6 protein-coding genes are annotated in these 12,674 nt (G+C 50.6%); 2 read left to right on the top strand and 4 right to left on the bottom strand.

Features of this window, described 5'->3' with window-relative positions; all coding sequences use genetic code 11:
* The first annotated feature begins 159 nt into the window (after positions 1 to 159).
* Positions 160 to 1,353: a DUF4249 domain-containing protein gene (locus IE117_RS17395; RefSeq protein ID WP_189565750.1), complete on the top strand. Its 1,194-nt coding sequence runs from the start codon at positions 160 to 162 to the stop codon at positions 1,351 to 1,353.
* Positions 1,299 to 3,755 (top strand): TonB-dependent receptor, encoded by a 2,457-nt coding sequence (locus tag IE117_RS17390; RefSeq protein ID WP_229581064.1) that lies wholly within the window; start codon positions 1,299 to 1,301, stop codon positions 3,753 to 3,755. The genes IE117_RS17395 and IE117_RS17390 overlap by 55 nt, the downstream gene beginning before the upstream one ends.
* 65 nt (positions 3,756 to 3,820) lie before the next feature.
* Here the strand turns inward: IE117_RS17390 and IE117_RS17385 are convergent, their stop codons facing one another.
* The 4 genes from IE117_RS17385 to IE117_RS17370 all read right to left on the bottom strand — a co-directional run bounded on the left by IE117_RS17385 (position 3,821) and on the right by IE117_RS17370 (position 12,660).
* Positions 3,821 to 7,129 (bottom strand): VCBS repeat-containing protein, encoded by a 3,309-nt coding sequence (locus IE117_RS17385; protein ID WP_189565749.1) that lies wholly within the window; start codon positions 7,127 to 7,129, stop codon positions 3,821 to 3,823.
* Positions 7,126 to 10,482, bottom strand: coding sequence for a VCBS repeat-containing protein (locus IE117_RS17380; protein ID WP_189565748.1), 3,357 nt, complete (start codon positions 10,480 to 10,482; stop codon positions 7,126 to 7,128). Before IE117_RS17380 ends, IE117_RS17385 begins: the two co-directional genes overlap by 4 nt.
* Positions 10,472 to 11,077, bottom strand: a complete 606-nt coding sequence (locus tag IE117_RS17375) for a hypothetical protein (protein ID WP_189565747.1) — start codon at positions 11,075 to 11,077, stop codon at positions 10,472 to 10,474. The genes IE117_RS17380 and IE117_RS17375 overlap by 11 nt, the downstream gene beginning before the upstream one ends.
* Before the next feature lie 74 nt (positions 11,078 to 11,151).
* The gene (locus IE117_RS17370) at positions 11,152 to 12,660 is read right to left on the bottom strand and encodes a RagB/SusD family nutrient uptake outer membrane protein (protein ID WP_189565746.1); all 1,509 of its coding nucleotides are present in this window, start codon (positions 12,658 to 12,660) and stop codon (positions 11,152 to 11,154) included.
* Positions 12,661 to 12,674 lie beyond the last annotated feature (14 nt).

Raw genomic sequence — 12,674 nt, 5'->3', positions numbered from 1 at the left:
CCGGGCGATTACGCCCGGGCTTTTTTGTTTCGATTTTCCAGCAGCCGTAAATCTGGAATTTCTGCCGTGATTATGCCAAAAATCGATTATCTTGCCAAGCTACAAGCCCGATGAATGCTGGTTCAACACCGAAGAATGCGTATGAATTTTTGTGAAAGAATGAAAGCTTCGGCACCCGTGATGGGTCTGGTGTTGCTGTCCGGCATTTTACTGGCCGCCTGTGTGGATCTTTACAAAGTGGAGATCGAAACCGACAAGTCGTATCTTATCGTTGAAGGTACCGTCAACAATCTTCCCGATCGCCAGGTAGTTTCCATTTTCCGCACCAAAACAGATGCTGTTTTCAAAAGCTCAGAATTCACATCCACTATCGTGGCTCAAAAAGGCGGCTCGGAACCCGTGGCAGAGGCCCGGGTCGTGGTAATCGAAAACGGCCAGACCCGCTATGACCTGACCGAAACAGAACCCGGTTATTACGAAATGCCCGCTTCCTTCCTCGGCCGGGTGGGAAGTACCTATCAACTCTCCATCGAAACCGCAGCGGGGCAGAAGTACCTTTCTTCAATTGAAACAATAAGTCCTGTGCCGCCGATCGCCCGTATTTACGATCGGTACAATGCTAAAGGAATTTTCGACCGAAGTACCAGCGTGGGCCAAATCGCCACTAACGACTTCTACGTTGATTTCCAGGACCCCGCCGACCAGCGCAATTTTTACCGCTGGACATCCATCACCTACGAAATTCAGAAGATTTGTGCTACCTGCCGGGGCGGACGGTACTACGTAACCACCAACGACGGAGAATGTCGGACGGACAGCGATCTTTCCGTCAACAACTTCTTCGACTACGAATGCAAGTCGCTTTGCTGGGATATTTTCTACGGTAGTTCACTCGATATTTTTTCGGACGTTTACACCAACGGTAAGTTGCAAAAAGACAAACTGGTGGCCCAAATTCCGGTGTACCAGTCAAACCCTGCCCTGGTCGTGGTGCGGCAGATGAGCCTCTCGCCCGACGCTTACCGCTACTACAAGCTGGTGCAGGATCAGTCGGTCAATACCGGCTCCCTGGCTGACACCCCGCCTGCCCCGATCCGGGGAAACATTTCCAATACTTCGGACGAAGCAGAACTGGTGCTGGGTTATTTTTCGGCTAGCGAAGTGGCTGAAAATAGGTACTGGCTCGAACGCAGGAATACAGTGAACGCTCAGCCCAACGGGCTTTTCGCTTCTAAAAATGGCCGAGATCCTAATTTCGAACTGCCTTCCTCTCTGCGGAGCGTCATTCCGTTGGCAGATTGCCTACCCAGCAATTCCCGCACCCCCAATTCACCTTCCGGCTGGCGATTTTGATGATTAGAATAACGATTCTCGGCTTCCTTCTGCTGTTCCTGCCCGTGGTTGTTCAGGCGCAAACAATCGTGTCGGTAAAAGGCCTGGTCACCGATTCCCTAACCAACCAGCCGTTATCAGGCGTGGCAGTCTCCACCAGCATCGACAGCGACATTTACGGGCAGATTACGGACGAAAACGGACGTTTCCAGTTGTTTTTCCCCGCAGGGAGGCGGGGGATTACCTTCAAGATGCTGGGTTATGTGCCGCAGTACTTTTTTCTGGATGAGAATTCTCAAAGTCAGAGCCTCAGCATTCGGATGGAGAAGGTGGAAAATCAGCTGGAGCAGGTAGTTGTAAGCACCAAGGGTTACGACGAAACGGTAAAAAAACCGTTACTGGGCGTCAATCAGATCAATATTAAGACCTTAAGTAAAATTCCTGCCGCCTTCGGCGAGTTGGATTTCCTGCGGGGCGTGCAGATGCTGCCTGGCGTGTCGAGCGTGGGTGAGGCATCCAACGGGGTCAACATCCGCGGCGGCACTACCGATCAGAACCTCATCCTGCTGGACGGAACGCCGATTTTCAACCCAACCCACATGTTCGGCCTGTTTTCAGTCGTTCCTCCTGACGCGCTGAGCAATCTGGATTTGTACAAAGGCAACGTTCCCGCCCGCTACGGGGGCCGGGCGGCGGCGGTAATGGACATCACGCTCAAAACGCCGGACGTGAATAAGTTCCGGCTGTCGGGCGGACTGGGCTTGATCTCCGAAAAACTCATGGTAAATGTGCCGGTGATCAAGGAAAAGCTGGCATTTTACGTCGCGGCTCGTGGTGCGTTTCATGACTTTCTGCTTCCTTACATCAGCCAGGATCTCGACAGCGTGAAGACCCGGTTCGGCGAGGTAGTCGGTAAGGTATTCTGGCGAATCAACACAAAGAACACCCTTTCGGCAATGGGGTACCTCAGCACCGATTACTTCCAGACCAATCTGCTGGCCAATTTGCCCAATGTGGTGGGAGAAACTACCTTTTTCGATCACCAAACCAAGAATTTTTCACTGAAATGGGTGTCCCTCATCAGCCCTAATCTCGACTGGCAAACGACGATTTCTTCGGCCAACTACGACCCCACGATTGGCACCATCGAAACTGCCACCCTCAACAAGGTGCGCCTTGAGTCGGGCATCTACCAGCATCAAGTCACGTCAAGCCTCAACTACCAGCGCAACCGCCAGAAATGGGAGGTGGGCGCAAGCATTACCAAGTACCGCATCAGGCCCGGCATCCTGAATCCGGGCAATAGTCAGAGTGTTAACCGCATCGCCGTACCTGACGAATTCGCTAATGAACTGGCGGCATTTGCCGACAATGAGATTTCCTTTACGCCTCGTCTGGCGGCGACTTTCGGTTTGAGATACTCGTACTTTCAGAACAGGGGGCCAACGACCGTACGATCCTACCAACCTGGCGAACCGCGCGACGAATTTTCGGTACTGGAAACCACTCGCTATGAAAAAGGGCAAACTACCAAATCTTATGGAGGGTTTGAACCGCGGGTCGGCGTACGTTACGCCCCCAATCCCGATCTGTCGTTCAAGCTTGGCTACAACCTTATGCGTCAGTATCTCCAGATCGTTTCTAACACAACTACCCCCATTCCCACCTCACGTTGGAAAACAAGCGATACGCACATTCGTCCGCAGATTAGCCACTTGATTACGGGTGGCGTTTATCAGTCATTTGACAGTAATATTTACGAAGTCACTCTGGAAGCGTATTTGAGGCAGTCCAAGAATATCATCGATTACAAGCCGGGGGCCGATTTCCTATTGCAGGAATTTCCCGAAACCCAGCTGGTACAGGGACGCAGCCTGGCCTATGGAATCGAAACCATGCTTTCGAAAAAGAAGGGAAACTTTACGGGTTGGGTCAACTACACCTACGCCCGAACCTTCAACCAGACCTATGCCGACCTGAATGTGCTCGAACGGGTTAACAACGGCAACCGCTACCCTGCCAATTACGATCGCCCCCACAGCTTCAACGCATCCGTCGACCTGGTGGCGGACAGCCGGAATTCCTTTTCATTCAGCTTCGTGTACTCCACCGGACGCCCCTATACGCAGCCGGTGGGCTTCGTGGAATACCTTAATAATTTTTACCCCTATTTCGACGAGCGAAACAATCAGCGTATCCCTGACTACCACCGCCTGGACTTGGCCTGGCATATCAAAAATCCCTCAAAAAAGGTAGACCAGCGGTGGAAAGGAAACTGGTCGTTCACGGTGTACAACCTCTATGGCCGAAAGAATGCCTATTCGGTTTTTTTCAAATCAGAATCAGGTGTGGCCCGTGCGTATAAGTTGCAGATTTTCGGCGCGCCGATCATTGCGCTTTCCTACAACTTTGTTTTTGAATAAGTTTTATTCGCCGCTCCGATGCTGTTTCGGCTGCACTGAATTATAAAACAGCCCCCGCAAATTCATCATTTTCTTGGCGCCAACGCCATCAGCGTATCGTTATTCCGCACGACAATGTACACGACTCGATCCCCTACCCGTATTTTTTTGATGCTGCGGACCTGGCCTTCCATCCTGGTGTCCAGCAGGGGTCGAGGTGTCAGCCAGCTCTTTTTATTTAAGTCAAACAGACTACCGTTATCAGCGTCGTAGAGCCCGAGCTGAATGTTACAATCGAAGAAATTTCCGAGCAATAAGAGTCCAGGCTGATTGGTTCGATTGTTTTTCACCAATTCGGCAGCATGGTACGATGTGTACTGCGCCGGGTCACCCAGAGTTTTCAGTTCAAAACTACCATTGCCCTTATTTTCGAGCCAGGCATTCTCAAAGTAATTGGCCTCAAGTACCGCCGCCTGCGCTATCTTTTCCTGGCCAAATACTTCCGCCAGCGACGCTTCGGCGAAGTCCTTGGCGCGAAGGATGCTTTTTCGGACGTATGGCAATTGCCGTTCCACTTCGCGCTTATCGGCAAAAATCGTCTCTTTACCCTGTAGATAATAGGTGACGATCTGGTCGGGGCGACCATTGTCGTCGAAATCGTTGACGTACATTCTGACAGGCTCCTTATCGGAGGCATGAAGGCGGCTATTAAGCCCCACGTTTCCACTTACCAAATCAAGATCGCCATCCTGGTCTACATCGATGGCTTTGATAAAATTCCACCAGCCTTTTTTATTGGTCAAAGGCTTCCTGACAAGCTTTCCATCCTGATTTTCAAAAAGTACAATGCTTCCCCATTCGTATGCTACCACTAAATCAGCATCCCGGTCGGCATCCAGATCAACCCATTGGGCATCTTTAACCAAACCTCCTGTTTTGAGTTCAGGGGCGGTGCCATCTGTTTTCTCGACGAGCTTCCCTTGGCCATTGTTGATGAAAAGGTACGATTCGGGCGTTTTGCCGTAGGCAAAGGGCACCGAACGCGCGCCTACGAAGAGGTCAGGCGAACCGTCTTTATTCACGTCCGCCACGCGGACGACCTGCGCATTGATGTATATTCCGGCAAAGGCGGTGGTGTCTTTTTGGAGTTTGCCCTTACCATCGTTCAGATACAGGCGGGGCCGCAAAAATTCAGATTTTCCGAAGTACTCGTTACCGCCCGAACCCACGATCAGGTCTGCCGCTCCGTCTCCGTTTACATCAGCCCAGGCAGCGTCAATATCCTCAAAATCAGCGTCGGCATCGAGAGCCGGTTGCGGTAGTTTTGTAAATTGTCCACCAGCCTGCTGGACATACACCTTTGGGGTAAACCCCCGTGATGCCCCCATAAAGACGTCATCGCGGCCATCACCATTGACATCACCTACGGCCAGCGCGGGCCCTTCGGTCGACATCATGTTGGGAATTAATGCTTCGCGGTCGAATTCGTTAAAGCGGTTTTCCTCGTGTTTGATGTCAAGGCCAATCTGCGGGGCAATATCTTCAAATTCTCCACGCTGGCTTTTCAGGTGTTCGTAGTTGAATTTGGGCAGATCCTGTGCGTAACTGACCGTCAGCGGTTTCTCCAAATTTGGATTCTTGATTGTTTCAAACCCATTGTCCGGCCAAACCACAACTACCGAATCCACTCGCGCTGAATCGCCAAGGCCAAACAGCAGCGGAATTTCGGTGCTGCTCTGAAAACCCCGCACCGGGAATTTTTCCTGGTATTGAACATTCCCATTGCTGTACACCATACACTTCGTACCGATGGCGTCACGATTTTCCGCCGCCCCTTTCAGGTCGATGACCAGGCTTTTGTTGGCGGGCGCGTAGGTTTCAGCCATATTTTCGTAAATAAAGACCGCCTCATTGATGTTATTTGTGATAATATCAAGGTCGCCGTCGTTGTCAAGGTCGGCATAGGTGGCACCATTGGAGTAGGAATCCACATTACCCGCGATGCGGTCCGACTGGTCTGTAAAATGCAATGATGGGGTATTGGAAAAAAACTTGTTCGGGATTTTCACTTCGGGCAGCAGATCACTGAGTGAGGCATCCGACTCGTCGAAGTTTTTCTCATTGATGCGCCGCTGAATGTCGTCAGAAGCCACGAAGTTGATGTAGTCCATATCGTTCATCCGCTTGTTGATCCCGTTTGAGATAAACAAATCCTTACTTCCGTCGTTTTCAAAATCCAGCAGTAGCGCCGACCACGACCAATCGGTCGAATAGACTCCCGAATACATTCCAACTTCCGAAAAAACGCCCTGCCGGGTATTAAGTTGAAGATTGTTACGGGCAAACTGCACGTTGTAGCCCTGATCGAGCTTGAATTTAAAATTATAGTAGGCATCCTCACCTTCCGACCGCTTCAGAATCTGCGGATCATAGGGCATCATGTCAAGTGACATGATTTCGGGAAAAATGTCGTTGTTCAGGTCGGCAATGTCCACGCCCATCGTAAAGCGACTGGTGTGGCGCGTGCGGGCATCGATTTCGTCGCGAAAAGTACCGTTCTGCTGGTTGATATACAGGTAATCGTTTTCATGAAAGTCGTTGCCAACGTAAAAATCAGGGTACCCGTCCAGGTTTACATCGCCCAGTGAGAGTCCCAGTCCGTAGCCGAGGGCAGATGAATTAATGCCGACTTTGGAACTACCTTCGACGTACCTGCCATTCTGATTCTCAAAGAAACGATCACCCGCCAATGGGTGAACAGTCCCCATGAACTGGTCTCGCTTGCCGAATGTGCCGTTCTGATGGACGGAATGGTTGAGCTGAAAAAAGTCCAGGTCACCATCCAGATCGTAATCGAAAAATGCGGCCTGCGTACCGAATCCCACCAAATCCAGACCATACTCCCGCGACCGCTCCACAAAATGCGGAATACCCTTATCATCGATTTCCTCACAGACATACAACAGATTGTGACTCCCCGCCCCACTGTACTTTGATACGCAACTCACATAAAAATCGAGCATGCCATCCTGATTGACGTCCACCACCGACACGCCAGTATGCCAGCCCTTGATCGAACCTAATCCCGCGGCCTCAGTAATATCCGTAAACTTCAAACCGCCCTGATTCAGGTAAAGCCGGTCGGTGGCCTGATTCGACGTAAAAAGAAGATCTACCAGGCCGTCATTGTTGAAATCGCCGGCCCCGACACCCCCGCCATTGTAGAAATACATATAACTGAAAATGTTGAACTCGGGCGTCGGTTGGACTTTGTTCACGAAATTGACACCCGTGCTACTGCCTTCCAATAGTCGAAACATAGGTTCCGGCGCGGAATGGCAGGCCAGTAATCCGCCCAGAATAACCCAAGAAAAGTATTTGATCCAAGACTTCATTGAAGGGATTGTCTGTTAACAAAAACGCTCGGTTTTTTGCCATTGACAAGGAACATTAGCGCGTCGGTATTTTTAAGCCGAAGTTTTACAATCTGCTTTAACTCCCCCGGCACATCAATGCCCGACGCAGCTGCGCCAACGGCTTTGAACTGGTCATTTTTCGAGTTGAGCAGCACCATACCCCGGCTGGCATCGAGCCGCCCCAGTTGAGGTATGAAGTTATAGGAGTTTCCTCCCGCCACGATATCCGGCAGGCCATCGTGGTTTACGTCTTCAATGAGAATGGCATTGACACAGCTTATCTGCGCCGCAAGAGGCAATTCCCGAATCGTAAAAGTACCCTTCCCGTCATTTACAGCGATGATGGACTTCAGGTAGTTGACCTGTTTTACCTGAGCCCCGCTCAGAGTTTCAGAATCAAACAGATCTGCCAGCGAACGCCTGGCATAATCGGCGTGCTTCAGATTTTTTGCTTTCAGGTAAGGAAACTGCTCCATCAGTTCCCGCTTCAAAAATACCGGCACATCCTGTCCCTGGTACGTTTTGGTAAGCACCTTGTCCAGGCTTTGGTTTTTGTCAAAATCACCGAGGTAAACTTTCATAGGCCGCTGCTGATCGATCGTCAGGCCGAAATTCTCGCCGATATTTCCAAGGACAAGATCCAAATCCTGATCATTGTCCAAGTCGGCGAAAGCCAAACTACCCCAGAAACCGGACAGATTTTCCAATCCTGACGGAACGCGTTCAATTTTATTTTTCTGCACCCGCAGAACCACGGGCGCCATCCAGTCGCCCACAACCACCAGCTCTTTTCCACCCTGTCCGTCAAGATCGACCCAGGCAGCATCGCGGACCATGCCTAATGCCAACTGATCGCTTGGAGCAGGAGTGACGCTTTTGAATTGACCTTTGCCGTCGTTTTCGTACAAATAACTGGGCGGAGCAACGCCATACTTCTTCGGGTAGCTGCGGCTGCCGACAAAGAGGTCCAGATCGCCGTCGCCATCATAATCATTGGGTGCAGCCACGGCTGTATTCATTGAATGGTTGGGTAGTTTTAGCGAGCCGATGCTGAAATTGCCCTGGCCGTCATTCGCATAGAGCCGATCCATGAGTTCCTGGGCTCCGGTTTCGTACTCATTACCGCCCGAACCCACATACAAATCCAAGTCACCATCGCTGTCGGCGTCGAAGAAAGTACATGCCGTATCCTCAAAGCGGGCGAAACGCTCCATGACGGGCTGCGTAGTTTTTGAAAACTGTCCGTTCTTCTGAATATACAATTGTCCAGCTTGGTCCCGGGCCCCGCAAATGAACACGTCTTCCTGTCCATCACCGTTCACATCACCTACGGCGGCCTTTGGTCCCTCAGCCGATAGTTTTACCGGAATGTTCTTTTCTCCGTAAAAATCTTCGTAATCGTTTTCAACCGGCAACTCAAAAGTGCCCTCGGTGCGACTGAACATCGGCTTGGAGAATTCAACCGGTGCGGGGACATTCATGGCTGCATCGCGTTGCACCAGCTTTAATGTCTGATTTGGCTTCACATTCCGCAATACAGTCATCTTGCGGTTTGGAAAAATGACCCTCAAAGAATCTACCTGGGTGAATTCTCCCAGTCCGAACGTAAGCGGGTACTCGGTGCTGGACTGAAACCCCCGGGCAGGATTTTGTTGGCGGCTAATGATCTGATCCGCGCAGAACAGCTCCACTTTGGCACCAATTGCCTTGGTGTTTTGCCCCTCGCCTTCCAGATTGATTTTGATGAAATTCTTAGGTTTAGGTTGCTCGCTGGCTTTGTTCTGATACACAAAGGCGGGCTGGTTCAGATTATTGACTACCAAATCAAGATCACCATCATTATCGAGGTCGGCATAGGCAGCCCCGTTGGAAAACGATGGAGTACCCAACCCAAACTCTTCCCCTTTTTCTGCAAACTTCAATTGGCCTTCATTGTGGAAAAAGTTGTTTGGCACAGGCGTCGAGGGCATCTGTCCGATGATTTTGTCAAATTTTTCCCGTTCACCCGACAGGACCATGCTTTGATTCACCTCATTCGCAAAGAAATCAATGAAGTCCTGATTGATGACATCGTGAAAAATGCCATTACACACGAAGATGTCGGTCTTAGCGTCGTTGTCAGCGTCGAACAAGAGGGCGCCCCAGCTCCAGTCGCTCGCCTGAACGCCCGCAAAGGCGGCTATTTCACTAAACGTTCCATCCTGATTGTTGAGTTGAAGGGTGTTTTGGGTGAACTGCTGATATAAACCACGCTTGGCCTTCATGTTGTGGACATAATGATTCTCAAAGGTCGTGGTAGTTTTGAGCCGGTATTCATCTCGAGGCAGCATGTCAGTCACGAAGATCTCCGGTTCGCCATCATTGTTTATGTCTGCCAGATCGGCTCCCATCGAGGCCATACTGCTATGGCCTAACCGGTTTTCAAGATCTTCACGGAAAGTACCGTCACGCTGATTGACGTACAGATAATCTTTCTCGAAAAAATCATTCGAAACATACAGGTCGGGGTAGTTATCGCCGTTGATGTCGCCTACCGTAACTCCCAGACCGAACCCGATCAGGCTGCTGTAAATCCCTGCCTGCTCAGTCACTTCGGTGAATCTCGGCACGAAAGGTTGCCCTTGGGTCGCCAGACGGCTGTCGTTACGATATAGTTTATCGCCACCGCCCTTGAAGAGTTCCGGCACGTCCCAATCGGCCGCCCGGCGATTGCGCTCGTTGGAATTATTCAATGAGCTGACGGGGATAAAGCTATTGTTCAGAACATACACATCGAGGTCACCGTCCATGTCATAGTCGAAGAATGCGGCATGGGTCGTATACCCATTATCAGCCAGGCCGTACTCGGCAGCTTTTTCGGTGAAAGTTAAATCGTGGTTATTGATATAGAGCGTATTTTCCTGGCCAACGCCTTTCTGATAGCCCGCATTGCAGACGTAAATATCCAGCCAGCCATCGGCATTAATATCTACCATCACTACGCCCGCCGACCACCTCGTACTATCCGCAATGCCCGCTTTGGTCGAGATATCCTCGAAACGGAGCCAGGCTTTTTCACTCTTACCTTTATTCAGGTAGAGTGTATTGGCGCCCATATTGGCCGTAAAAAACACATCGGCCAGGCCATCATTGTTTACATCCCCTATGGCTACCCCCCCCCCATTATAAAAGTTGCGGTAGTTGAAAATGTTGAAGTCCTCCGTATTCTTGACTGTGTTCTGGAATGAAATGCCCGTTTCCGCCCCATCCATTTGCTCGAACAACGGCTCAGTTTGAGGGCCGCAGGCAATCAGCATTAATGCAGAAACGAGAATTAAAAAACTACTTTTCATCAATTTTCTTTAATAGTTCGGCGGAACTCTGTTCAGTGTAGTCCGGCTCTTTTACCACGATCCAGCCTTTGACCGGGACGTAGTTTTCTTCGGTACTTGCCAGCCCGGGTTTCACAAGATTTCCCTCAAGCGCTATTGTAATGAACTGACGACTCAACTCCAGTACTTCGACTTTCCCATTAACCAGGAAATAGCCTTCACCCTGCATCGCCATTTTATCCCTCAGCCTCCCGACCATCACAATTACCTGATCGCCGCCAGTTTCACCTATGATATCGTTGGCAAGATTGAATGTCCGAGACTTCTGGTCAAACCAACCGTCCTTGATCATTTCCATTTCTACATTGCCTCCTTCTTCGTTTAAAAAACCGAGCTTGAGGGACTGAGGCAACATAAGCACGTTAGTTTTGAAGGCCAAATTATCCGAATAAAAATCCTGCCCCCCTACTTCAATCTTCATCAGTGCCTGGTCGGCACTGAGGTCGGCGAGGTTTCCTTTCAGTTCAGAGATTTCCGCTGTTTCCGAAGGGTTAGAATCGGCGCAGGAGAGCAAGAAGACCGACCAGAAAGCGAGCCAGAAAAAATTTTTTTTCATCAATACAATAGGGCTAAAAAAGGCAATGCCCGAAACATAACGTTCGGGCATTGCCAAGATTTTACTGATAATTATCAATACCCGGCGTTCTGCGTCAGGTTGGTGTTGGAAGCAATTGCCGTCGAAGGAATTGGGAACAATACTGTGTAAGGTTCCAGATTCACTATGTCCTGGTATTGGCGGTTAAATTTGCCAAAGCGTACTTCGTCAGTGCGGGCAATTCCCTCCCAGTACAACTCGTAGCCGCGCTCTTTCCACATCGCTTCATCAGTGAGTGAGGCCAAAGGAGTAGCCTTGCGCATTGTACGAAGATCATTGATCATCTTCAATGCTCCGGCGGCATCGCCACCGCGCATCATGGCCTCAGCCTTCATCAGATAGACGTCAGAATAACGCAGAATCAGGTACTTTCCGAAATCGGCCGGGTGGTACTTTATCGCCCTGATACCCTTATTGGTGGCGGCACCCGCAAGAGGCACATCCTTGGTGAACACCAGGGGCTCCTTGGAACGCGAGTCTATGATTGGGGTTTTGTCCTCTCTGAACTGAGGACCAATCAAAAATCCTTTGTGAACTCCACCGTATCCTGGGTTGAAACCGACTTCTTTAAAACGACGGTTGTCATTAGCCTCAAATTTTTCGTAAAACTCCGCAAGGGTAGTAAAACCGTTCCAAGGACCATCCCGCTCAGCAGGAAAGCCCCCCTGGTCATAGTGCATGGTCATCATCCACCGGTTCCGGGGCGTGCCCTGTAGGTCTGTGAAGATTTTGTCCGTGCTGGCTCCGGCAGTGAAGGGGTTGAAAAAATCCGCATCCAGTGCAAAGCCATCTGCCGCCACGGCATTGCAATACGCCACCACTTTATCCATATCGGCCTTGTCAAAAGTATAAGGGCCTTCGGGTTTCGCGGATTTGTAAACAGCTTTGTTCAGGTATAGGCGTGCCAACAGCGTGTTTGCCATGGCCTTTGAAGCACGGGCATTGATGGGAGCCGGGCCGAGTTTTGGCAAGTTGGGCAATGCTTCCTCTAGATCTTTGACGATGAAGTCAAAAGCTTCGGAACGGGTCATCACCATGGGCAGAGCTTCCACACCCTGATCTACAGTACGGCGTGGTACCTGACCCCAAAGGTCCATTACGTGGTGCATGAAGAGTGCTCGCAAAGCCTTGGTTTCGGCGGCTTGGACCGCGCTGGGATTGGAAGCAAGCAACTGTTCGCAACGGTAGCTGCGGCTATTCAACGTGTTCCAGGCGTTCAGGATCTGGGGGTGAGTAGCATCCCAAGTATGGGCGTGGAGGGTGCGCCATACGCCGTTATCACCCCAGTCCACCCCACGCGTTGGCGGAATCATTTCGCCGGAAGGATGCTGACCCAGAGAGTACAGGTTGGCCTGATCGTTGTAAAAGCCAAGGTCGTTGTAAAGCCCGTTGAGCAATTCAGTGGGGTTGCCGGCGGTAAAGCCGTCACCCGTCGATTCAATTACGATCGAGTCTTTCTCATTGACTTCCAGATCCGTGCAGGACGTCAGGACAAGCGCCCCGACCATTCCGCTGAATAGGAATTTTAAAGATGTCTTTTTCATATCAGATAGGTTCT

This window comes from Persicitalea jodogahamensis, assembly GCF_014651615.1.
Classification (GTDB): domain Bacteria; phylum Bacteroidota; class Bacteroidia; order Cytophagales; family Spirosomataceae; genus Persicitalea; species Persicitalea jodogahamensis.
Note: the sequence above shows the minus strand (reverse complement) of the source record. Positions and strands in the feature narration are given on the sequence as shown.

Excerpts from the sequence above, each read along its gene's own strand:
- IE117_RS17395 (WP_189565750.1), top strand. The coding sequence starts at position 160 with ATGAAAGCTTCGGCACCCGTGATGGGTCTGGTGTTGCTGTCCGGCATT.
- IE117_RS17385 (WP_189565749.1), bottom strand. The coding sequence starts at position 7,129 with ATGAAGTCTTGGATCAAATACTTTTCTTGGGTTATTCTGGGCGGATTA.
- IE117_RS17380 (WP_189565748.1), bottom strand. The coding sequence starts at position 10,482 with ATGAAAAGTAGTTTTTTAATTCTCGTTTCTGCATTAATGCTGATTGCC.
- IE117_RS17375 (WP_189565747.1), bottom strand. The coding sequence starts at position 11,077 with ATGAAAAAAAATTTTTTCTGGCTCGCTTTCTGGTCGGTCTTCTTGCTC.
- IE117_RS17370 (WP_189565746.1), bottom strand. The coding sequence starts at position 12,660 with ATGAAAAAGACATCTTTAAAATTCCTATTCAGCGGAATGGTCGGGGCG.